We start from the raw sequence: 24,865 nt of genomic DNA on the forward strand, positions 1-24,865 counted from the left end.
GGAGGGTAAATGTGTGATAAAAACCGAATGTAAAATTAGAGGACTGGGCGCGATGTACAATGCTTCCTATAATTTCTTCCAGAAAAACATTGAGGCAGGCAAGGGGGATAAAACCGCTATTTATTATGAAAATCAATCTTATACCTATCAAGATATCGATACCCTTGGTAATCAATTTGGTGCGGCATTAAAAGAATTGGGGATGGAGATGGAACAGCGCGTCCTGCTTTTATTACATGATTCTCCGGAATTCATCATCAGTTTCTTCGGTGCAATAAAGGTTGGTGCAATCCCGATTCCAACCAATACGCTTTTGCCCATAAAGGATTATGAGTATCTTTTGAATAATAGCCGTTCTAAAGTGTTGGTTACTACTTGTGAACAATGGGAGAAGTTAAAGCTTGTTAAAAATAGATTGCTTTTCTTGAGGCATGTCGTCTTGGTTGATGGGGTTGATCTGAAACTGAAGGAAGAAAACGAACATTCTTTCCAGACTCTTACTCGCAGGCAAAATAAAGACCTGCCTCCTTGTTTTAGCAACATTAATGATCAAGCATTCTGGCTCTATACTTCAGGAAGTACAGGTGAGCCAAAAGGGGTTATTCACCTTCAAACCGATATGGAAGAAGCCTTCAAAAACTACGCCAAGAACATTTTGCAAATCACCGAAAATGATATTACTTTTTCGGCTTCGAAGCTTTTCTTTGCTTATGGTTTGGGAAACGCGATGTATTTTCCTTTTGGAGCTGGGGCAACCACTGTTTTAATGCCGGACCGGCCGACTGCAGAAAAGGTATTCGAGACGATAGAGAAGTATCGTCCAACCATTTTTTTTGGTGTCCCGACTCTGTATGGATCGATGCTCAATTACCTTGAGAAGACGAAGGAAACCTATGATCTTTCTTCAATTAGACTTTGCGTATCAGCAGGAGAGGCACTGCCGGCTTCTTATATCGAACAATGGAAAAGAGTTTTCGGATTGGATATTATTGACGGAATTGGTTCGACCGAATCACTTCATATATACCTTTCCAATCAAGCAGATGATATTCGGCAAGGAAGCACAGGAAAAATCGTTCCCGGTTACGAAGCTAAAATAGTGGATGAACAAGGTCATGAAACTCAGGTGAATGAAGTGGGAGATTTATTAATTAAGGGAGAAAGCATTGCAGCTTCTTATTGGAATCTCAATGAAGAAAACAAAAAGAAGTTTATTGGTAATTGGCTGGTGACTGGAGATAAATACTTCAAGGATGAAGATGGCTTCTATTGGTACGCGGGCCGCAATGATGACATGATGAAGGTAAATGGAATTTGGGTATCGCCAATAGAAATAGAAAATGCACTCTTATCACATCCCGATATACTGGAAACGGCGGTTGTTGCTGTAAAGGATGAAAATGGTTTAGTAAAGCCAAAAGCCTTTATCGTATTAAAAGCTGATGCGGAATCAGGTGAAGGAGTAAAAGCGGAATTAAAAGGGTTTGTCAAAAAAGTGTTAGCACCGTATAAATATCCTCGTGACATTGAATTCGTGAACGAGTTACCAAAGACTTCGACAGGAAAGATACAAAGATTTAAATTAAGAGAGTCAGAGATCAAATCACAATCGTAAACAAGAAGGAGGATTCAATTCCTTGAATGTGGACTCAAAATGAATGCCTACAATAAGGGGGATTCATCCAGCATGAAAAAATATTAAATTGTCATTTGAATGGTGGGGGGCGAGAATAGTGAATGCAAGAGCATACCGGCATGAATTGATCGAAGTGGCACAAGGACAACGACCCGCTGATATGTTCATAAAAGGCGGAACTGTTATTAATGTATATTCCGGTGAATTTCTTCAGCAAAATATTGCGCTGTATAAGGACTGCATTGCATATGTAGGGGAAAATGAAGTGAAGATAGATGAAAACACCACTGTAATAGATGCAAATGGTATGTATGTATCTCCAGGATTCATTGAAACTCATGCACATCCCTGGGTTATATACAATCCTATAAGTATCACCGCAAAAGTATTGCCATTGGGAACTACCACTACAGTGAATGATAATCTATTTTTTTATTTGCACTTAGGTCACTCGGGCTTCAAAAAGCTTCTAGGCGAGTTGAAGAAACTGCCAGGAAACTTTTTTTGGTTAATAAGATTAGTTTCACAGGCTGGATATCCAGGTGAAAGGGATTGGTTCAATAAAGAGGATATAATGGACCTTCTTTCGATTGAAGAAGTACTTGGAACGGCAGAAGTGACTCGTTGGCCTTTACTATACAAAGGGGATTCGGTTTTACTCGATATTATAGATGCGGCTAAAAAAATGGGGAAAGTGGCAGATGGGCATAATGCGGGGTGCTCTTTTGAAAAATTAAATTCGATTGCAGCTTCAGGTATAAGTGCCTGTCATGAAGCGATAACCGCGGAAGAGGCCCTGGATCGTTTACGGTTGGGTTTATGGACAGTCTTAAGAAACAGTTCGCTTCGTCCGGACTTGTCAAAAATAATCAAGCTGATTACTGATGGACAGGTAAGTACCGGCAGGATCTTGATGACTACGGATGGTCCGCATCCATCTTTTATTGAAAAAGAAGGATTCGTAGATGGACTTGTAAGGCAGGCTGTGGAACATGGAGTCCCGGTTATGGAAGCCATTCAGATGGTCACCATCAATGCGGCTACATACCTTAAACAAGACGATTATATTGGCGGATTGGCTCCGGGTAAAAAAGCGGATATATTATTGTTGCCTGATTTGGAGCAGTTTCGTCCGGACTTAGTGATCTCAAACGGGAGAATTGTTGCAAAAAATGGAGAGTTGACGATCAAGATGCCAGATTTGGATTGGGATATGCATTTACCTGAAAGTACATTCTCCTTTTCAAGAGGAATTCTGGCAAATCATGATTTGTATCTATATCCACACACCTCTTCAAATGATTCAGTCCCTGTTATTCATTTTGTTAGCAATGTAATAACCGAACTGAAAAATTTGGTTCTCCCAGCCAAGAATGGTTATGTCGATCTTTCGGCCAAAGAGGGACTAATGTATGCAGCTCTTATCGATAGAAAGGGGGAGTGGGTTACAAAAGGTATTTTAGAAAATTTTGCGTTGAATTTAGACGGTATAGCCTCGACCTTTAATACAACGACTGACTTGCTCACCATCGGAAGAAATCCAGAGGCGATGGCAAAAGCTGCTTCAAGAGTTCATGAACTGGGAGGAGGAATCGTAATTGTCGATGGCCATGAAATAATACTTGAAATTCCTTTACAGGTTACGGGAATGATGACTTCTGATCCTTCATTTGATAAGGCAGTTGAATTTAATGATAAATTATTAAAGGTGCTCCAAGCGAGAGGATATCCTTTTCACGACATTTTGTATACTTTATTATTTTTAACTTGCGACTTTCTTCCTGGACTGCGATTAAATCCCTTTGGTCTATATGATGTGAAAACCGATAGAATCTTATTTCCTTCCACATCCATGACGAACTTTTTAAACGAATTGAAAGCGTAGAAAAGAATAAATGATAGGAGTATTTAATTTTGCACATATAGTATTAAATATGCGATGGTAATATTATTCAATTATTGGATGAGCCTATGTAGGAATAGAGGAACTGTGTTTCAAAAATATAATGCCCTACTCGCCACAAGTACAAGTTTTATTAGAAATGAATTTAGAAGAATTATGGCAAGTACCTAGTGATTAAGGAGCGAGATTCAAAGTTATCTATCATAAGTGTAAAAAAAATCTTCTTATTGCCATTCAGTAATAAGAAGATTTTTTTTAGATATTGTGTAGAAATAAATAAAAGATTTCGTTCTGATGTAAATAAGCATTAAATTTTCTAGAACTATCTTAGAAATACACCCAAACCAACAGATAGTCTTTGCAAATGAAATTGTACCAGTAACATCGTTGAAAAAATTTCATAAGGAACAAAAACAACTCAAAGAAAAGTAGAGCAGCTAAAAAAGTTTTAAAATAATTGGAAATCAATAATATTCGGAAGAAGAAGTAGAGACAATTATCCAGTTGAAAAGCCTATTAATTAGGCTTTTTATTGTGTTAATAAATTAAAGCAGGGGTCTCAGTCATAACTAATGGTTGGCATAAGAAGCACGATAATTTATAAGAGGTATAATTTTTACAAAAAAAATATTTTATTACCAGATTATTTTAAAGTGATATAATTTTCTTAAAATTATATTTATTTAAGTGAGGACTGATGGAGAGCATGCTGACATTTGGTACAGTTATAAAGCAAAATGCAAGTAAGTACAAAAATAAGCCGGCTGTTATTTTTCAAGATACGATCAAGACATATGAAGAGTTAAACATTCGCGCGAATAAAATTGGAAACGCTTTCTTGGGACGTGGCTTTCGAAAAGGCGATAAAGTGGCTGTCATATTAAAGAATCATTCTGCTTATGTCGAGATCATGGCCGGGCTGTCCAAAATCGGAGTCATCATTGTACCGATAAACTATCGCCTGGTTGGACCTGAAGTAGAATATATACTAAGAAACTCTGAAAGCCGGGGATTCATTATTTCAAAAGAATATGAAGGGATTGCCCAAGAGTTGCTTCCAAAAAACTCTCAATTAGACACCGTTCTGGTAGTGGGTGGTGCATCCAATGAAAATATGGAAGGGTATGTAGATTTTCTTGCTTCAGGCTGTGATGCGGAACCGAACATAGAGGTTAATGAGAAAGATACTTTCTATCTGGGCTACACTTCAGGTACGACCGGAAAGCCAAAAGGAGTGGTCATTTCCCATCGATCCCGCATACTGACAGGAATGGCCGCAGCTTATGAATACAAGATCGACGAATCAGATATTCACCTTGTTGCCGGGCCTGTTTATCATGCAGCACCATGGATTTTTCTTGTCATGCAGCTGCTCGTGGGCGGCACCCTTGTCATTCATGAATCATTTAATGCAGAACAGGTGCTTGAAGACATTGAGCGATACAAGATCACAAACACATTCCTTGCACCAACGATGTACAATTTCTTGATCAACACGAGGGAAGACACAAAAACAAAGCATGACATCACCTCTATGCGCGTGTTGATTTCAGCAGGCTCGCCGCTGCCGACACAAACAAAAATGGATATTCTGGAATTTTTCAAAAATGCCGATTTGAACGAATTTTACGGCTCGACTGAAAGTGCGATTACACTGAACATTAAACCGGGTGACATTCGCCGGAAGGAACGTTCAGTGGGACATCCTTTCCCGCTTGTGGAATGTTTAATTTTGGATGACGAGAAGAATCCAATTTCGAACGGTGAAGTAGGGGAGTTGTATTTTAAATCACCGTACAACTTAGACGGCTATTATAACAATCCGGATGCTGACGCCGCTTCATTTTATCATGGTTTTTTTACAGTAGGAGATATGGCGCTGCAGGATGAGGATGGATTTTACTATATTGTAGACCGAAAGAAAGACATGCTGATCAGCGGCGGTGTTAATATTTATCCGCGTGAAATTGAGGAAGTCCTTTATTCGCATCCCGGGATTCTCGATGTTGCGGTGATTGGTGTACCGGATGCCGTGTGGGGGGAATCGGTTAAAGCCATTGTTGTACAAAGAGAAGAGGCTAATCTCAAAGCAGAAGATATCATTAGTTACTGCGAAGGAAAATTAGCCGGCTATAAGAAACCAAAATCGGTAGACTTTGTGCATGAACTCCCACGCAACCCATCGGGGAAAATATTAAAAACAACATTGCGGGAATCCTTTGCAAATGATAGAAATGGAATCTTTCATATTAATTAATTTTTTCTATTACGGAAGCAAGTTAAAAAGCAACTGCGTTGATCAAGCAGTTGCTTTTTTTTTATAAAATAGACAAATTGGACTATCGATTCTCTAATGGTATTTCCATTTTAATAGCAATCTGAATGAGCTAAACCCATTCTATATCAAGTTTTCTAAAGTAACATAACTATTCCTCCTGAGGTAATCCCACCATTAAGGATTTAGGGACATCACCTTGTTTAAGGAAATTTAATCTACGGTCATCTCTCTAGCTATGCCGAGTGTGTTTCACATTAGTTAAATATAATAGACAATAATTAAAGTTGTGCATAAATTATGGAAAAAATAAAGAGAGCTAAAGAGAGATCTTCATCCCTCAGGTATTTTCCCCAACTTATGCATTGCTTTTTTTTTGAGGAAGAAAAGAACAGTTTATAGAAATATGCTCATAAAGGTGTATTCCAAGTATTTCCTCTGTTAGATCATAAGATTTTAACTAACTGATTCATTACTTCTATGTAAATGTTGTTGGGATATAATTTGTAAAATAAGAACGGTTTATTTTACACATATAAGCTCTTAAAGATTTTTAAATATAATGTTAAAGCGAAAATGATTATATGATGTAGCATGTGTTCTGGTAATTGAATGTTTGTTTTTGAGCTTAATTTTACCTATTTTTTTCAAATTAAAATGAATATTGATGAGGAATAACGAATAATAAATAAGATTATATATAAAATATAAATTTTTTTAAGTGTTGTGAAATTTTTAATAATCCTATATACTAAAAAAAAACTATTTTCCTATATGTAACTGGCGCAACATGGAGTACCATGGGGGAGCATATAGAGTATAAGCCGCGCGCCTGGGCAAACACTTGATTAATAAATAGATCGAGTGTTTTTTATTTTCCTAGGAAGAGGTGTAGGTAGAGATGAGTAATATGCATAGAAAGATGGGGACTTTTGCTTTAACTATGACAGGTATTGGTTCTATTATCGGCTCAGGTTGGTTGTTCGGAGCGTGGAAAGCTTCCCAGATTGCTGGGCCAGCAGCTATTTTTTCTTGGATTATCGGTATGGTTGTAATTTTATTTATTGCATTATCATACGCAGAGCTTGGGGCAATGTTTCCTGAAGCTGGAGGAATGGTTAAGTATCCTCAATATTCGCATGGCTCTTTTATTGGATTTTTAGCTGCGTGGGCGAACTGGATTTCTATCGCTTCGACTATTACCGTTGAGGCCATTGCTTCGGTACAATATATGAGTACGTGGCCTTGGGAATGGGCCAGATGGTCGCATTCTTTAGTTGATAACAATATCTTAACGACCAAAGGATTATTCATAGCTTCTTTATTATTATTGTTTTATTTCTTTGTAAACTATTGGACAGTTAACCTTTTTGCTAAAGCAAATTCATTTATTACTATTTTTAAATTAATTGTTCCAGGTGTAATGGCAGGATCGTTATTTTTTGCTGGATTCCATGGTGAAAACTTTACAAGTTCTCATGGAATCGCACCATATGGTTGGGCAAGCGTTTTAACAGCAGTAGCTACTTCTGGTATAGTGTTTGCGTTTAACGGATTTCAAAGTCCCGTTAATATGGCAGGAGAAGCTAAGTCGCCAAATAAGTCTATACCAATTGCTGTTATAGGGTCTATTCTAATTGCAGGTTTTATATACGTTATTTTACAAGTTGTTTTTATCGGTGCAGTTGATCCGTCTATGATCGTGAACGGATGGAGTCATCTGAATTTTAATTCACCTTTTGCAGATTTGGCAATTGCTCTTAGCCTTAACTGGTTAGCGATTGTATTGTATGTAGATGCGTTTGTATCACCGTCTGGTACAGGTGCCACTTATACAGCTACAACTTCGCGAATGCTTTATGGAATGCAGAAAAATGGGTACTTACCGAAAATCTTTGGTACATTACATCCACTTTATGGTGTTCCTCGTCCAGCAATGTTATTAAACTTAGGCGTATGTTTTATCTTTTTATTTTTATTCCGCGGATGGGGCGTACTTGCTGAAGTGATTTCAGTTGCTACACTTATTTCGTATATCATGGGGCCAGTTGCATTGGCAACTTTAAGACGTACTGCTTCTCATTTTAACCGTCCATTTCACTTAAAGGGTGCTTCTATTATTGCACCTTGTGGATTTGTTTTTGCATCGCTTACATTATACTGGGCGCGTTGGCCATTAACAGGAGAAGTCGTTTTCATCATTGCCATTGGACTGCCTATTTACTTTTATTATCAAGCTAAAAATAAATGGGATGGATTCAAAAAACAATTTTTATCAGGTGTTTGGATGCTTCTTTACTTAGGTTGTATGATTTTGATATCTTATATTGGAAGTGAGAAGTTCGGCGGAAAAAATATTCTTACATTTGGCTGGGATATGGTGGTCATCGCATGTCTGGCACTCTGCTTCTATTGGTGGGGAGTTAAGAGCGGGATTAAAACAGAATACATGGCTGAGGCTGAAAAAATCAACAAAGAATTTATCAATAAATAACTCTTAGTGTATAGACACAGCTATATGAGTAAAAAAAACATGGTTACTTTATGACCATGTTTTTTTATTTGGCTCTTTTCGTAAAGATTGTTGTTTTTAAAACGAAACGATTTAAGGTTGATTGGAGCAGAAGTGCGAGACTCCTGCGGGAGCAGCGGGACAGGTGAGACCCCACAGGCGTTTACGCCGAGGAGGCTCACCGCCCGCCCCGCGGAAAGCGGGCATCCGGAGGGGAAATCAACCACACCGCTTTACTTGGTAAATAGCAACAAAGTATGCGAAAACAGCCAACCAAAAAAAGAACTGTACATGGGACAGTTCTTTTAAAGAGGGATTATTTCACTTTTTTGAGAGGTGAAATGATTTTGTTATAAAAATATCTTTCCCATTTAGCTAATAAACTGTTCCCATTTTCACCTCGCTGTATTTCAATTTCGTGTTTTTTATGAAATTCGCTTACTCGCTTATTATGCTCTTTATGCCAGTGATGGAGAGCTTTTTGGTTCATTTTTATTCCTCCTCCAAAATATCATCATAATTATAGCTTTATAATTGTTAATTTTAAAGCTATTTTAGCCCGCAAATTTTGACATAAAAGATGCAAATTGATGTCAAAACCTTCTTTAACAAAATAGCAACAATCTATGCGAAAAGAGCCTTTTATTTATTAAAAAGTGTTCGCAAATTGGAACACCTGACAATATTAATGAAAAATTTAAACTTTTACCACACGTCTATAGCCGACCTCACTGAATAATGGATTGGCAGGTAGTATAAACATTTCACCTCCCAAGTCTAGTCGTATCGGATGAGAGATAATGTCCCCGTTATATATGAATGAGTGATATTCACCAAACTCACCACATGGATCAACATCCTCTGGTAAATCCTTAAATTTTTGGTCCGCAGCCAGTAAGTCCATCGGACTTCGGCAAGGCTCCGAAATGGCAAAACTGGAGCTGAAAACGCCTCTGGAGGGGGTTGTTTCGTATAATTAAAAAAATATTAAACCCAAATATTGTTCCTACTCGTGGATAAACATAACGTATTAGTTACGATAGTAAGCCAATTTTCAATAAATGTTACAATAGCCCGCCCGTTGCTGGATGGGCTATTCAAATTTATTTTATAGTACTCATGGAAAAAATCAAAATACGAATTGTGAGTAGGTTTAATCTATAATATGGTAAAAAATAGTTTCATAATCTCTTGAAAACCAATCTGAGTTTGTATGGAAAAATTCAAAAATGAATTATTGGGATTTCGATGAATCCTCTATAGAAAGGCATTATAACTGATTAAAATTCATTTATGAATTGACTGGTCTTAATACTAAGCGATTTTACACAAAAACGGGACTTGGCATGCAAGTTGCATAATCATAATAATAAGAATAAATCTAACATGCACGATATGAAATTCGTTTATGTGCGGAGGGATAACTGGTGGGAAAAACAAAAAATAAACCATGGGAGCAATGGTATGTTGAAAGAATGAAATCTATGAAACTACCGGAAATATCGGTCTATTCACTGCTTGAAATAACAGCAAGTAAGTTTCCACACCATACAGCTATCATTTATGAAGACCATTCAATGGATTATAAGAATCTAAAAATGCAGGTAGACAAACTTGCAGGGAAATGGAGAGAAATGGGCTTTGTCAAAGGTGAACGTATTGGTCTGATGATGGCCAACCACCCTTATTTCATAATCAGTTATTACGCCGCCCAGGCACTGGGCCTGATTGTTGTACAGATGAATCCCCTGTATAAACCGCGGGAACTTTTGCAAATTTTAATAGACTCGGATACCAAGAATATTGTATTTGACCAAACCGCCGCAAATACAATCGAAGAAACGAAAGCGATATATGAATTTGATGTTTGCATTGATACGGAAAAAGATCAAAATGGCTCCTGTTACCTTCAAACGATGATTCAAACCGGAGATGCCATTAAGAAGCCCGAAATGATAAGCCCGCATGAAGATACTGCAGTCATCCAATATACTGGCGGCACGACTGGGAAGATGAAGGGTGTCATGCTTACTCACCATAATTTAACCTCCAATGTCGTGCAGAGTTATGAAATGTATGGGGATTCCCTTAAACCTGGTGAAGAAATCGTTTTGGCAGCTACTCCTCTTTACCATGTTTATGCCATGACAAGTGCGATGAATCTAGGTATCTATATTGGAGCTGCCATCCTCTTATTTCCTAAATTCGAACTTCAAGATGTACTTGCAAAAATAAAAAAGTACCGCCCGACTTTCTTTCCAGGAGTTCCAAAGATGTATAATGCTTTCGTCAATCATCCTGGAATTGAAAACTATGGACTGAATTGTTTAAAAAGTTGTTCTTGTGGATCGGCGCCCCTGCCGGTTGAAGTAATCAAGCGATTTGAGGAGCTGACAGGTGCCAAAATCGGAGAGGGTTTCGGTTTGTCGGAAGCTTCTCCTTCCACTCATCGTAATCCGCCATTTGGAAAAAGGAAAATAGGAAGCATTGGCATCCCTTTTCCAGGCACGGACTGTATGATCATTGACGATGAAAATAATCAAGTGCCTAACACATGCGTCGGGGAGTTGCTCATAAAAGGCCCGCAAATCATGAAGGGTTATTGGAATAACGAAGCCGAAACCAAAAAGGCCTTACAGAATGACTGGCTATATACTGGCGATCTTGCGGTGATGGATGATGAAGGATATTTCTATATAGTCGGCAGGAAAAAGGAAATGATCATCGTCGGCGGATTCAATATTTATCCGCAGGAGGTGGAAGGTGTTCTATATGAACATCCGGCAATAAAAGAGGCAGCTGTGGTGGGCATCCCCCATAAAGAAAAAGGAGAAATTGTGAAAGCATTCATCGTACCTAAAGAAAGCGCTTCCGTGGATCTTGAAGAAATAGAAGGATATTGTTATTCCCAATTGACTCCTTATAAAGTACCAAAAGTATTTGAATTGAGAAAAGAACTTCCGCGGAATACAGTGGGTAAACTATTAAAAAGATTGTTAGTTAAAGAAGAATTGGAAAAGGGTTGAAAAGGGGAATGTGGTTTCTTTTATGAAACCTAAGTTGGATGATAGATCAGTGTGTGAACAAAAATGAAGAAGAGGAGGGTATTATATGCGTTGGGTTGTTCTCATTCTATTATTCCTTGGGGCCGTCATCAACTTTGCGGATAAATCGATCGTGGGTCTCGCAGCTGTTCCCATCATGAAGGAATTCAATCTTAGCTATGCGGAGTGGGGCCTTGTTGGAAGCAGTTATTATTGGCTCTACCCAGTAACAGGGATTTTTGGGGCAGCATGGGCTGATCGGCTGGGGGCTAAAAAAGTGCTTGGGTTCATCATGCTGACATGGACTGTTTTGCAATTCGGCGTTTTAGCCATCACCGCACTTCCATTATTGATTCTATATAGGATTTTACTGGGCGCATTCGAAGGACCTTATAGCCCAATCGCTTACAGTCATGCCGATAAGTGGTTTCCACCGAAACTGAAAGGCTTTGCCAATTCGGTAGTGGTTGGCGGAGGAACCGTTGGTGCGATGATCGTGGCACCGATCCTCGTTTCTTTAATTACGATATTCGGCTGGAAGGCTGCCTTTGCCGCCCTTGGTGGAGCAAGCCTTGTTTGGTTCTTCCTCTTTCAATTTTTAACAAAGGAAAATCCAGTTGAAGTATATGAAAACGTACAAAAGAAAAAGAAAGTGAAACTAGAAAAAATAAAAGTGAAAGACTTTTTGTTGCTAATGGCTTCACCTACTGCTTTGTTTACTACGCTTGCATATTTTTCAACGTATATTTTAGTTGTTTGGTTTTCTGTTTGGCTCCCGATTTATTTAGTGGAAGCCGTAAAAATGACTCCAGGTCAAATGGGAACCAGTGTTGCAATAATCGGAGTCGTTTCCGTATGTATTTATATGGGTGTTTCGATGGTGTCTGATCAATTATTCAAGAAGAATCAGAATTGGCGGTCATCGAGGGTATTTGTCGTCGCGGGCGCCATGATTCTTGGTGCATTGTTCTTTTCCTCAATCATGGTATTTCAAAATCCAATCTGGGTAATCGTCGCCATGTGTTTAGCAAAGGGCCTTACATATGCAATTTTACCGATCGGACCAACGATCATGATCAATGAAATGCAAGAGCGGGGGGGATTGATGACAAGCATCTTAACATCATCAGGAAATATAGCGGGCATTATTGCACCTCTATTAACTGGCTATATCATAAGTTTAGCAGGAGGAAATGAGTTATTGGGATATAACTTATCGATATTGTTCATGGCCATCCTTGTCCTGGCTTTTGGCATCCTGTTTGCGATATTCGTTAAACCAGCCAAATCAAAAGGGAAACATGAAAATAAAAGTTCGGATAACTATGACCTTAGGTCCTCATAAGCAAGGTAGAACCTGCTTACATTCAATGAAACTAGTGAAATGAAGGAATGCTTTCTAATGGGTGTTTAAAAAAGGAAAAGGAGCGGATGGGAAAATGAATAGAGATGCCGTCATAGTTTCTGCAGTTCGAACAGCAATTGGAAAACAGGGAGGTGCACTTGCATCGGTTCCCGCCCACGCATTTGGAGCAGTAGTGATGAAAGAAGCCATAAAACGGGCGAATGTCGAACCCCGAATTATAGATGATGTAATCATGGGGAATGTGTTAAGCGGAGGTGGAAACATTGCCAGGTTAACGGCGCTGGAAACAGGCCTCTCGATTTCTCTTCCGGGACTGACTGTCGACCGTCAATGCGGCTCGGGAATAAATGCTGTCAACTTGGCTGCACAAGCGATCCGTGCAGGCGAAGGCGATGTCTATATAGCCGGTGGGGTCGAGAGCATGAGCAGGGCGCCATACTTGATGGATCGTCCGGAAAAAGCATACAGTGCAAAGCCGCCGCAGTTCAGAAAATCACGGTTGTCCCCAAAAGAGATTGGCGATCCCCCGATGGGAATCACGGCTGAAAACTTAGCGGAAAAATATGAGGTCAGCAGGGAAGAACAAGATGAATTCGCTCTACAAAGCCAAAAAAAGATGGCCAGAGCAGTGGAAGAGGGCCGTTTCAATGAGCAAATTGCGCCTATTCACATTCCCGTCAGAAAAGGCGACGATATTGAATTTAAATTGGATGAACATCCACGTCCGCAAATAACGAAAGAAGGGCTAGCCAAATTATCACCTGCGTTTTTAGAAGGCGGTTCCGTGACTGCAGGCAATAGTTCGGGATTGAATGATGCCGCCTCGGCCCTGGTCATAATGTCGAGGGAGAAAGCGGTGGAATTGGGGATTAAGCCTTTAGCGACAATAAGGGCACAGGCCGTTGCAGGGGTAGATCCAAATTATATGGGAATAGGACCTGTTCCCGCTATAAGAAAGGTAATGGAGAATTCAGGTCTTTCTTTAAATGAGATGGACATCATTGAAATTAATGAGGCCTTCGCCGCTCAAGTCATTGCTTGCAATAGGGAGCTTGATATGAATCCCGCAAGAGTGAATGTGAACGGGGGAGCCATTGCACATGGACATCCACTGGGGGCGACTGGTGCCATCCTCATTACGAAAGCGGTTTATGAATTGAAGCGTTCTGCCGCAAGGTTTGCTCTTATTACAGCTTGCATTGGAGGCGGGCAGGGAATTGCTACGATCATTGAACGTGAAGCCTGATTTTGTAAGAGTGTGGACTCCAATTTACCACAAAGCAATGAATTCCATTGAATGATTAATTGATAAAGCCCTATATGCCCTATGAAGAAAACTTGTAAATGGCTATTCATGAACAGAACTAAGGAGGAATGAAATGATGACAATCACTTTAACCAAGGAAATGCAGCAAATGAAGGAAATGATCCGTAATTTTGTTGAAAGGGAAGTGGAGCCCTATGCCATACAAATTGAGGAAGAAGATGCAATCCCGGAGCATTTGGTGGAAAAAGCAAAAGACCTTGGCTTATTCGGGATAAGCATTCCAGAACAATACGGTGGAATTGGCTTGAATGCAGTTGGAAAGGCAACCGTATTAGAGCAGTTAGGAAGGACCCATAATGGATTCGTTTCATTAATAAGCGCCCACACCGGGATTGGGAGTACAGGTCTGGTTAAACTTGCATCCGAATATTTGAAAAATAAATATTTGCCTGAAATGGCAGCAGGCACGAAAATTGGCGCCTTTGCTTTATCTGAACCAGGAGCGGGATCTGATGCAACCAATTTGGCAACAACTGCAGAAAAGAAGGGTGATTACTGGGTGATGAACGGGACGAAACATTTCATCACGAATGGGCCGATAGCTGATGTCTATACCGTATTTGCTTTAACGGATAAAGATAAAGGAGCAAAGGGAGGGATTACAGCTTTTTTAGTAGAAAGAGATTTTCCTGGTTTAATTGTCGGCAAAAAGGACAAAAAGATGGGGTTAAGGGGATCATATACTTCACAGGTCATTTTCGAGGATTGTATCATACCTGAAGAAAATGTTATCGGCGAAGTTGGAATGGGATATATCTCTGCCTTGAAAATTTTAGGTGAAGGGCGTGTAGGTTTGGCTGCAAGATCAGTGGGATCAAGCGGTAAATTGATTGAATTATCAGCCAAATACGCAAAAGAGCGCATTCAATTCGGCAAACCAATTGCGGACAACCAAGCGATTCAATGGATGCTTGCTGATATGGCAACCGAAACGGAAGCCGCAAGAGCATTGACGATGATGGCGGCACAAAAGATTGATGAAGGAAAAAAAGTGATAAAGGAAGCATCAATGGCAAAGCTGTTCGCTTCAGACGTTTTTAATCGGGTCGCGGATAAAGCGGTTCAAATTCATGGCGGAATGGGATATATGGCTGAATATCCAGTTGAACGTTTTTATCGGGATGCCCGCATAACGAAGATCTATGAAGGAACGAATGAAATCCAACGTTTAATCATAGCGAGGAATGTCTTGGAAGAGTGTTGAGTGTTTACTGTTTTATTCGGGCAGGTAATCTTGTGCCAATGAATCTGGATTTTCAAGGGGGAGGAACGAAATGGGAGAAGATATCGTAATCGTTAGTGCTGTTCGAACACCGATTGGAAGGTACGGTGGAGCATTTAAAGAGATTAGTTCCGGTCATTTGGCGAGCGTAGCGATCAAAGAAGCGATCAAGCGAGCGAATATTGCAGCAGAACAAGTGGATGAAGTCATTTTCGGGGAGGTTAGGCAAACGACCGAATCCTCGAATGTCGCGAGAGTGGCAGCTCTGCGCTCAGGGATTCCCGAGTCTGCACCGGCTTTTACAGTAAATCGGTTATGTGCATCTGGAATGCAGGCCATCACCTCAGCAGCACAGCAGATAATTTCAGGTCAGGCAAATATAGTCGTTGCCGGCGGTACGGAAAGCATGAGCCGCGCACCGCTTTATTTAAGAAGTGCCCGTTTTGGAGGAGACAGGACCAAGCTAGTGGATTCCAATACAGAAGCTGGACAGCAACCTCAAGAAATTTACGGAAAAAGTTTAGGGATGGGAATCACCGCTGAAAATGTCGCACAACGATACAGCATTTCCAGGGAAGAACAAGATGCTTTTTCAGTGGAAAGTCAACGAAGAGCGGCGCAAGCGATAGAAGAAGGAAAGTTCAAGGATGAGATCGTTCCTGTTCAAGTCTCTGACAGGAAGAGTACGGTTACCATTGAAACGGATGAATATCCACGTCCGGAAACCACAATGGAAAAACTTGCAAGCTTAAAACCCGCATTCAGGGAAAATGGAACCGTCACTGCAGGGAATGCCTGTGGCCGTAATGACGGGGCTGCTGCATTGGTATTAATGAAGGAGAGTGAAGCGAAACGGTTACAAATACAACCAATCGCTAAGATTGTCGATTGGGCGACCGCGGGAGTTTCTCCAGAAGTGATGGGAATTGGTCCAGTACCAGCCGTCGGAAAACTTATGGAGCGCACCGGGAAAAAAGTAGAGGAAATTGGGCTTTTCGAATTAAATGAAGCGTTCGCTTCACAGGCATTGGCAGTAATCCGGGATTTATCGCTAGATGAAAACAAAGTTAATGTAAATGGGGGAGCGATCGCTCTTGGACACCCAGTCGGATCGACGGGCGCCCGGATCGTGACAACGCTAATTCATGAACTGATTCGCAGGAAAGAAAGATTTGGTGTTGCTACACTTTGTGTTGGCGGCGGACAGGGAATGGCTATCATGATCGAAGCGGTATAGGCCAACGATTAAGGAGTGGAAACCCCATACGTTTCTGCTCCTTTCCGTATATAAGTTGAATCGCGCCAAAGTGAGGGGGAGGAAGATTGCCTGTTGAAGTGGAAGATATTCGGAATCAATTCGAAAGTAGTGCATTCTTTTCACATATAGGATTTGAAATCATTCGGTTTGAAGAAGGGAATGTTACGATAAAGTTGAACATAGAAGAACATCTGCTTAATGTTAATGGAACACTGCACGGGGGCATTCATGCTACCATGCTCGATACCATTCTAGGAATGGTGACCCGTTCCGTTACCAAATCCAAAGTCGTTACGACAAGCTTAACTGTACATTATTTAGCCAGCATATCGAGCGGGGAATTATTTGCGGAAGCAAAAGTCCTTCAAAAAGGATACAAAATTGCCTTTACTGAAGGAGAAATAAAAGATATTGAAGGCAACACAATTGCAAAGGGAACAGGGATTTTTAAAATCATTCGAGATAAATGAGGCAAGTTTGATCAAGTTGGCTGACAAATGACTATGCTCCATCTTAATTGAAAAAAATGAGGTGTGAAAAAAATTGACCAGAACTTGGCATGGATTTTATCCGAAAGAAACCCCTGCTGAAATTGACATTCCTGTATTGTCATTATATGGACTACTTGAACGTTCAGCCCGACTTTATCCAACCTGCAAAGCTGTAATAGATGGGGATCGGGAAATGACATATATGGAATTAAAGGATGCCTCAGATCGTTTTGCTGTGAATTTAGACAACCGTGGATTTCAAAAAGACGATCGTATAGCAATCATGCTGCCAAATTGTCTAGAATATATCATTGCCTATTATGCCATTCATCGTTTGGGAGGTGTGGTCGTTCAAGTGAACCCACTGTATCAGACGAGTGAATTGGATTATATATTACGCGATTCCGAAGCCAATTGGTTCATTGGGCGTAAGGAACAACGGGAAAAGTTAGTGCTAACAAGTTTTGCTGATAGGTTAATGTTCATATCTGCCGAACAATTAATGGAATCTGGAACGGATATATCAAGGAAAGATTATGAACTTCCTGCTCGGGACATCGATCCGAAGGAAGCTGTGGCTGTACTTCAATATACTGGGGGGACTACAGGGAAATCAAAAGGGGTCATGCTCACGCATTTTAATTTGATCTCGAATGTTTATCAAGACTTTGCCTTTACGGCAAATGCCCTTCAACTCCAAAGGCCTGGTGAACGGATGCTTGGATTGACCCCATTATTCCATGTATTTGGTAATGGACGATTGAATAGTGCCATATATGCCGGATCGACTTTTATCACATTAGAGAAATTTGAAATAAACAAGGTGGTGGATTTGATTCGAACACATCGGCCAACCATTTTTCCAGGTGTCCCTACCATGTATATTGCTTTACTGAATCATCCGGATTTAACGGCGGACGATTTAAGCTGCTTTAAGTACTGCAGCTGTGGTTCAGCCCCGCTCCCGATAGAAATCATCCATCAGTTCGAAAAAAAATTACGGGTCACGATATTAGAAGGATTTGGAATGTCGGAAACTTCACCCACTACCCACCGCAATCCAGTCATAGGGCAGAAAAAGCCAGGAAGTATCGGAATTCCATACCCAAATACTGACGCTAAAATCGTTGACCTGAAAACAGGCATTGATGAATTGACAGCAGGTGAAAGAGGCGAACTGATCATTAAAGGTCCGCAAGTAATGAAGGGATATTGGAAAAATTCAGAGGAAACGGCAACGGCTTTGCGGGATGGATGGCTTTATACTGGGGATATCGCGACGATGGATGAAGAAGGATATTTTTATATCGTAGGCAGGAAGAAAGATATGATCATTGCAAGTGGTTATAATGTTTATCCAATCGAAGTTGAAGATATTATATATCAGCATCCAGCCGTAAAAGAGACATGTGTATATGGGGTTCCGGATTCATACCGTGGGGAAACGGTAAAAGCGGCCATTGTCTTAAAGAAAGGAAAGTCAGTTCCGGAGCAAGAAATCAGGGAGTTTTGCGTGCAACGATTGGCCAGATACAAAGTGCCGCGAAGTTTTGAGTTCAGGGAGAAACTGCCAAAATCAGCTGTAGGGAAAATATTGCGCAGAATATTAATGGAGGAAGTGACACAGAGCCCTACTGTCGGGGAGAGTTAAGCATTTCATTTATCTTTAGGGAACTCATATGAAACCCTAAATAAGTGAAACCTTTATTCGAGGTTCCACTTATTTAAGGTTTTCCATCATTTTTTTATAGACTATAAAACTACTTTCCTTTTAGGGGAATCTCAAATGAAGTCCCCTCCACCAATAATTCATGAGACTCACCATCCGCAATATCATCGGTAGTGAATGCAAATGAATCGAGCCGTTCGAAGTTTTCCTCGGGATCAACCAAAAGGCCAATTGTGCCATTTCTTTTTTCTCCTGGTTGGTAATCTGATCGGCTTACTTTTTTTGTCCCCATAAATGTATCCCCGGAATGGATGAAATTTTTAGAAGGTACATCATATGTAAGATCATCATTGAAAGTAACATTTTCCATGCTGAAGAACTGAAGTTCCTTCGTATCTTTATTTTCCACGGAATAAGTTATCTCTAGATAGGAAACCTTTTCATCAATATCCGTTTTAGACAACGCAGCCCGTTGATCGATTTCCTCCATGGATAAATTCTCTTTATAATATATCGAATAGGCCTCTTCAAAACTCAATCCCGTATAGGACTTGAGCTCCTCCTTTGCTTCATCTGTGAGTGAAGACAATTGAATCCTGCGGATATCCTTGATTGTGATGACCATTGGTGCCAATTCAAATGACTCATTAATGGACTTCGTTTCTAGTAATGTGAATGTTCCCCAATTTTTTTGGCGGACCTTATCGCCGACTTGTTCTAGATGGATCCCGCCATATTCCTGCACCTCAGGAATTTTGGTCTCCTTGGCTTCCGCATTTTTTCCTTTTTCCTTTTTCTCGCTCTCGAAATAATTGAAGGCAATTACACCTAATAAAATAAGCAATAATCCAACAATTGCAGAGATGATCCACCGTTTATGGATAATTCATCACTCCTTATCTTAAACCATTGATGTCATAAACTATAATATACCATTTTTTCGCAAATGGCTGATTGGGTAACTGAAGAAATTAAAAGGCATGAGCCTGGTAGACTTCCGGGTACATGCACTCAACGCTGTGCTTATTTAAATAAAGTGTTTACCTTTTATAATTGGCAATCAATTTGTTGAAACGGTTGGGTCTCATACTTCATTGAATAAAAAACAAGCAAAGGAGCTTGCCATCGATTCGATGCAAAATGTCAATCTACCAAATCCCGCGAATCTATTAAAAAGCTATCCTTTTCAACTGTATGAACATAAAAGCCGATGATGAATTGGACAAATAAAGAACTGCTTTACAAAATCTTAACATTGGATTAATGTGGGATTTATATTGAGTGATTATGATTAAACCGTAACAAACAGTAATAAACATTAATAATTCCACATTAAATGGAGGCACTTTTTATGAATTACACATTCAAGAAGAATTGTTACAAGTCTATTCAAGCTGTGATGTTAGGAGTGAGTGTACTAGGATTAGCTGCTTGTGGAGCTACTAATGAGGAGGCTGCTCCAGTTATTAAGGATCCAAGTTCGTTAACCCTGAAAGAAATTGAAACAAAGGCAAAAGAAGAGGGGACAATTAATAGTGTCGGTATGCCTGATTCATGGGCTAACTGGGGAGAAACGTGGAATGAAGTGATGAAAAAATATACGTTGGAACACAATGATACAGATTTATCCAGTGCCGAAGAGATTGCCAAAATGGAATCGGAAGGAGAGAATGCAACAGCTGATATCGGCGATGTAGGGGTTTCCTTTGGGCCCATCGCGGAACAAAAAGAATTAACGATGCCATATAAAACTTCCTATTGGGACGAGGTACCTGACTGGGCAAAAGATGACAATGGAGATTGGGTTGTTGGCTACCAAGGAACGATTGCATTCTTAACTAATAAAGAATTAGTAGATAACCCGCCAAAATCATGGGATGACATATTAAAAGGAGATTATAAAGTAACAGTTGGAGATGTTCAGCGTGGTACACAGAACCAAATGGCTGTTCTTGCTGCCGCTAAGGCTTACGGCGGTGATGAAACAAATCTCCAACCAGGAATTGACTTTTTTGCTAAGCTTGCCAAGCAAGGCCGCCTTAGCTTAACTGATGCCAAGCCGGCTAACATCGAAAAAGGGGAAGTGGAAGTTGCCCTTGTTTGGGATTTCAATGCTCTTGGTTACGCTGACCAAATTAACCGTGATCAATTTGATGTCTCGATTCCAAGTGAAGGTTCAGTCGTAAGCGGCTACGCAACTATTATTAACAAAAATGCAAAGCATCCGCATGCGGCGATGGCAACTAGAGAATATATCTTAAGCGATGAAGGACAAATTAACTTAGCTAAAGGATTTGCCCGTCCAATTCGCGATGTAGAACTACCGAAAGAAGTAGCTGAAAAAATGGTTCCAGAAGAACAGTACAAAAATGCAAAACCAATTGAAGATTACAAAGCTTGGGAAGAAACGGCTAAAAATTTACCGCAGCTTTGGCAAGAAGAGGTGTTAGTCCATGTCAAATAAAGTAATAGCAATTGTAGTTGATGGTATGAGATATGATAAAGCATGTGAGACACTTGGATTTATTCAACATTTAGTTGAAACAAATCAGGCAGCACTTTACAAAGTAAAGTCGGAACTCCCAAGTCTTTCCCGTCCATTATATGAAGTGTTACTAACGGGTACACCGGCATCAGTGAACGGAATTACGTCCAATCAAGCTGTTCGCTTATCTACTGAGAAAAGTCTCTTTCATCTTACGAAAGAGAACGGCTTAAGAAACGGAACAGTATCTTATTACTGGGTAAGCGAACTTTATAATCGCGCGCCATTCCATTTTATTGAAGATCGTGAGCAAGAGGATGAGTCTAAGCCAATTCAATATGGGAAATTTTATTGGGATGATGACTATCCAGACAGTCATGTGTTAATGGATGCAGAAGCTTTGCGCAGAAAGCATGACCCACACTTTTTATATATTCATCCGCTCGGTGTAGATGTAAAAGGAGAAATGTTCGGTTCGGAATCGAAAGAATATCGTGAACAAATCTTGAAAATGGGAAGCTTGTTGGCACAACTTTTACCAATTTGGATCAAAGAAGGTTACCACATTTTAATTACATCTGATCATGGCATGAGTGAATATGGCAACCATGGCGGCATAACTGATGGTGAGCGTGATGTACCGCTCTTTATCATGAGTCCAAAAGTTGAGCCTGGCGTTTACAGTGAAGTGGTTCCGCAATTAGCTTTTGCACCGCTCGTTTGTGAACTTTTAAATATAGAGCCGTCTAATAAAATGATTTCCTATCAATTTCCAGGTTTGAAAGAAAAAAATACCCTTTAAAGTAGATACAATATTTCAAAATAAAATGAAGAATAAAGGTTGACGGGAATTGGTTTACCGAACTTACTGTTAAACCAATTCCCAAATTGTTAGAGAACAAAGAGGAGCGAGAAGTCTTGCGAAAAATAAAAAAACAAAAAATTTACTTATTAGCTCTTTTACTGCCATTTATTTTGTTTGTGATTGGATTTGAATTAGGACCATTAGTAGCAATGATTAAAAATAGTTTTTATGCTGACGATGGAATTCAAGTTACGATCGATCAATATCTCACCATATTTAAAAGTGAATTTTACTTGCAAGCCATTCAAAATAGCCTTGTCATTTCTTTATTTTCCGCTGTAACTTCTGTGATTATAGCGGTCATTGCAGCCTATTCGATTACAAAGTTCTCACAAAAAATACAAAATCGCTTACTGATGATTGCCAATATGACGTCGAACTTTGAGGGGATTCCCCTTTCATTTTCATTTATTATTTTGCTTGGAAACAATGGGTTGTTTACGTTGCTTTTTTCAAAGATTGGTGGGGATGTGTTTGCGGATTTTAATTTATATTCATGGACAGGCCTCATTCTTGTTTATATATATTTTCAAATTCCGCTTGCTATTATGCTGATCTACCCGTCTTATCAAGGAATTAAGAAACAATGGAAAGAAGCTTCTTCATTATTAGGAGGATCAACATTATCATTTTGGCTTCACATTGGGATTCCAGTTCTTTTACCTAGTATCGTAGGTACATTCAGCATTTTGTTTGCTAATTCGATGGGAGCTTACGCTACAGCCTATGCATTAGTAGGCAGCAACTATAACTTATTGTCATTGCAAATTGCCTCACTAGTTGCAAGTGACGTTGCATTAAAGCCGCAGCTAGGCAGTGCGATGGGAGTACTTCTAGCAGCGACAATGATAGGGGCGATGTGGTTCAATGAACGAATGATGCGCCGCATTAGGAGGGATTTACGATGAAACCTTCATTGACTTTTCATAAAGTGATTATTGGGTTACTCGTCATGTATTTATTAATTCCGCTTGTAGGAACATTTTTATTCTCGATTGCCGGAAAATGGGATCATACCATTTTACCTGAGAGTTATACAATGAAATGGTATATTGAATTATTTCAAGATGAACGGTTTTATGATGCTTTTCGACGAACGCTGTTTTTAATTGTCATGTCTGTAGGTCTTAGTGTTGTTATTATGCTTCCGACCATTTTTATCATCACGGTATATTTCAGTAAATGGGAAGGATTACTTCAAGCAGCAGCCATGCTTCCTTATGGAATTCCTCCCATTGTTGGAGCTGTAGGATTAATAAAGGTATATTCAGATGGACCGATTCACATTGCCGGAACACCTTGGATTTTAATCGGTGCTTATTTCATAACGATTCTGCCATTTATGTATCAAGGTATACGTAGCAGTCTTCGTACGATTAATGCCGTGCAGCTTGTTGATGCAGCTGAATTACTCGGTGCCACAAAATTCCAGGCGTTTCGCACAGTGGTGTTTCCAAATATTATATCTGGTATTTTAGTGTCTACCTTATTATCAGTCGCTCTTTTATTTAGTGAATTTGCTTTTGCCAATTTGCTTGTCGGGGGCCGATTTGAAACCATTCAAATTTATCTTGCCGACAAACTAAACAGCAGTGGTCACTTAACAAGTGCAATTGTCATTACTTATTATTCACTGATTTTACTTTTAACGGGGTCTGTATTAAAACTTACGTTTAGAAACGAAAAAAATCGTGTCGTGTCAAATAAGAAGCGTATTCTTTTATTTTTTAAAAAACAATACTGTAATAAAAATACCGCTATAGAAGGTGAAAAATAATGGGCTATGTAACCATCGATCAAGTGACTAAGGGGTATGAAAATCAAGTCGTTCTAGATGACATTTCTTTAACATTAAAAAAAGGGGAATTTGCTACACTTCTTGGGCAAAGTGGATGCGGAAAAAGTACATTGTTACGTTCCATTGCGGGGCTTGAAGGTGTTGATATAGGTAGAATCTTAATTGAAGGAAAAGATATAACTCATTTATCACCGCGTCAGCGTGAGGTTGGTATGGTATTTCAGTCTTATGCGCTTTTCCCGAATATGACCGTTTTTGATAATATAGCATACGGCCTTAAAATGAAGAAGGTGAAAAATGTTAAATCAAGAGTGAAAAAGATGATTGATATGGTTGATTTAATAGGAAAAGAAGATTCATATCCTCATCAGTTATCTGGAGGGCAACAGCAGAGGGTTGCTCTTGCCCGTGCGCTTGTCATGGAGCCAAAAGTTCTGCTTTTGGATGAGCCGTTAAGCGCATTGGATGCTAAAATTAGAAAAAGTTTGCAAAAAGAATTAAAGAGAATACAGAAAGAATTAGATATTACAACAATTTTTGTTACTCATGATCAGGAAGAAGCAATGACGATGTCTGATCGGATTTTTGTCATGAATAAAGGAAAAGTTGTACAATCCGGTTCTCCATCAGAAATTTATACGTCTCCAGTCAATACATTTGTTGCAAAATTCATCGGAAATTATAATGTTTGTAAAATGGAAGTTTTCCATCATCTTGTTCGCAGCAAAGAATTAATAGGGAATGAAGTCGCCATTCGTCCTGAAGTTTTACAATTAGTTTCTGTTGGTGTGGATGGCTTGGATATACAAGAGAACTGGGGAATTAAAGGGTTTATTAAAGATGTTTCTATGACCGGGAATGTTTTAAGATATGAAGTGGAAACAGAGGAGTCCGCGTTCCTTGTAGATTATCTTCACCACCGAGGGAAAACGTTTGAACTAGGAGAACGCGTTCAAATTCTTGTACCGAAGAAAGAATGCATTATTTTATAAATTCTTAATGATCACGGGGGGG

18 protein-coding genes and 1 riboswitch are annotated in these 24,865 nt (G+C 39.6%); of the genes, 16 read left to right on the plus strand and 2 right to left on the minus strand.

All coding sequences use genetic code 11. The features are described 5' to 3' along the window. Positions 1 to 52 precede the first annotated feature (52 nt). The 4 genes from BW986_RS16070 (at position 53) to BW986_RS16085 (ending at position 8,308) form a co-directional block, all read left to right on the plus strand. Entirely contained in the window at positions 53 to 1,615 is a 1,563-nt protein-coding gene (locus BW986_RS16070; RefSeq protein WP_076369056.1) for a benzoate-CoA ligase family protein, read from the plus strand. Between the two features lie 118 nt (positions 1,616 to 1,733). Further along, on the plus strand, positions 1,734 to 3,521 hold the full coding sequence (locus tag BW986_RS16075) for an adenine deaminase C-terminal domain-containing protein (protein ID WP_076368867.1): 1,788 nt from the start codon (positions 1,734 to 1,736) through the stop codon (positions 3,519 to 3,521). Between the two features lie 715 nt (positions 3,522 to 4,236). Beyond that, positions 4,237 to 5,796, plus strand: coding sequence for a class I adenylate-forming enzyme family protein (locus BW986_RS16080; protein ID WP_081395653.1), 1,560 nt, complete (start codon positions 4,237 to 4,239; stop codon positions 5,794 to 5,796). Positions 5,797 to 6,580: 784 nt separating this feature from the next. Next, positions 6,581 to 6,659: riboswitch (ZMP/ZTP riboswitch) on the plus strand. Between the two features lie 56 nt (positions 6,660 to 6,715). Next, positions 6,716 to 8,308, plus strand: a complete 1,593-nt coding sequence (locus BW986_RS16085) for a glutamate/serine transporter AimA (protein ID WP_076368868.1) — start codon at positions 6,716 to 6,718, stop codon at positions 8,306 to 8,308. 334 nt (positions 8,309 to 8,642) lie between these two features. Here the strand turns inward: BW986_RS16085 and BW986_RS30280 are convergent, their stop codons facing one another. Further along, on the minus strand, positions 8,643 to 8,816 hold the full coding sequence (locus BW986_RS30280; RefSeq protein ID WP_179086092.1) for a hypothetical protein: 174 nt from the start codon (positions 8,814 to 8,816) through the stop codon (positions 8,643 to 8,645). A 937-nt stretch (positions 8,817 to 9,753) separates the two neighbouring features. Here BW986_RS30280 and BW986_RS16100 point away from each other — a divergent pair. The 7 genes from BW986_RS16100 (at position 9,754) to BW986_RS16130 (ending at position 18,685) form a co-directional block, all read left to right on the plus strand. Next, the gene (locus BW986_RS16100; protein ID WP_142244636.1) at positions 9,754 to 11,352 is read left to right on the plus strand and encodes a long-chain-fatty-acid--CoA ligase; all 1,599 of its coding nucleotides are present in this window, start codon (positions 9,754 to 9,756) and stop codon (positions 11,350 to 11,352) included. Positions 11,353 to 11,437: 85 nt separating this feature from the next. Beyond that, on the plus strand, positions 11,438 to 12,715 hold the full coding sequence (locus BW986_RS16105) for an MFS transporter (protein WP_076368871.1): 1,278 nt from the start codon (positions 11,438 to 11,440) through the stop codon (positions 12,713 to 12,715). Between the two features lie 94 nt (positions 12,716 to 12,809). Beyond that, complete coding sequence (locus BW986_RS16110) at positions 12,810 to 13,982, plus strand: thiolase family protein (RefSeq protein ID WP_076369059.1); 1,173 nt, start codon at positions 12,810 to 12,812, stop codon at positions 13,980 to 13,982. 136 nt (positions 13,983 to 14,118) lie between these two features. After that, complete coding sequence (locus BW986_RS16115; RefSeq protein WP_076369060.1) at positions 14,119 to 15,267, plus strand: acyl-CoA dehydrogenase family protein; 1,149 nt, start codon at positions 14,119 to 14,121, stop codon at positions 15,265 to 15,267. 70 nt (positions 15,268 to 15,337) lie between these two features. Further along, a complete protein-coding gene (locus BW986_RS16120) occupies positions 15,338 to 16,522 on the plus strand; it encodes a thiolase family protein (protein WP_076368872.1) in 1,185 nt (394 codons plus the stop codon). A gap of 86 nt (positions 16,523 to 16,608) precedes the next feature. Further along, positions 16,609 to 17,013, plus strand: a complete 405-nt coding sequence (locus BW986_RS16125; RefSeq protein ID WP_076368873.1) for a PaaI family thioesterase — start codon at positions 16,609 to 16,611, stop codon at positions 17,011 to 17,013. 73 nt (positions 17,014 to 17,086) lie between these two features. Next, on the plus strand, positions 17,087 to 18,685 hold the full coding sequence (locus BW986_RS16130; protein ID WP_076368874.1) for a long-chain-fatty-acid--CoA ligase: 1,599 nt from the start codon (positions 17,087 to 17,089) through the stop codon (positions 18,683 to 18,685). A gap of 109 nt (positions 18,686 to 18,794) precedes the next feature. On the opposite strand, the gene BW986_RS16135 is transcribed toward BW986_RS16130, so the two are convergent. Next, the gene (locus tag BW986_RS16135; RefSeq protein ID WP_081395654.1) at positions 18,795 to 19,547 is read right to left on the minus strand and encodes a hypothetical protein; all 753 of its coding nucleotides are present in this window, start codon (positions 19,545 to 19,547) and stop codon (positions 18,795 to 18,797) included. 507 nt (positions 19,548 to 20,054) lie between these two features. On the opposite strand from BW986_RS16135, the gene BW986_RS16145 reads away from it, so the two are divergent. The 5 genes from BW986_RS16145 to BW986_RS16165 all read left to right on the plus strand — a co-directional run bounded on the left by BW986_RS16145 (position 20,055) and on the right by BW986_RS16165 (position 24,843). Further along, complete coding sequence (locus BW986_RS16145; protein ID WP_076368876.1) at positions 20,055 to 21,167, plus strand: ABC transporter substrate-binding protein; 1,113 nt, start codon at positions 20,055 to 20,057, stop codon at positions 21,165 to 21,167. Further along, positions 21,157 to 21,990: an alkaline phosphatase family protein gene (locus BW986_RS16150; protein WP_076368877.1), complete on the plus strand. Its 834-nt coding sequence runs from the start codon at positions 21,157 to 21,159 to the stop codon at positions 21,988 to 21,990. The genes BW986_RS16145 and BW986_RS16150 overlap by 11 nt, the downstream gene beginning before the upstream one ends. Positions 21,991 to 22,106: 116 nt before the next feature. After that, on the plus strand, positions 22,107 to 22,961 hold the full coding sequence (locus tag BW986_RS16155; RefSeq protein ID WP_076368878.1) for an ABC transporter permease: 855 nt from the start codon (positions 22,107 to 22,109) through the stop codon (positions 22,959 to 22,961). After that, on the plus strand, positions 22,958 to 23,830 hold the full coding sequence (locus BW986_RS16160; RefSeq protein ID WP_076368879.1) for an ABC transporter permease: 873 nt from the start codon (positions 22,958 to 22,960) through the stop codon (positions 23,828 to 23,830). The genes BW986_RS16155 and BW986_RS16160 overlap by 4 nt, the downstream gene beginning before the upstream one ends. Then, positions 23,830 to 24,843 carry an ABC transporter ATP-binding protein gene (locus BW986_RS16165; protein WP_076368880.1) on the plus strand — a complete coding sequence of 338 codons (1,014 nt, stop codon included), beginning with the start codon at positions 23,830 to 23,832 and terminating at the stop codon, positions 24,841 to 24,843. Before BW986_RS16160 ends, BW986_RS16165 begins: the two co-directional genes overlap by 1 nt. Positions 24,844 to 24,865: the final 22 nt, after the last annotated feature.

This window comes from Peribacillus simplex (assembly GCF_900156045.1).
GTDB classification, from domain to species: Bacteria; Bacillota; Bacilli; order Bacillales; family DSM-1321; genus Peribacillus; species Peribacillus simplex_D.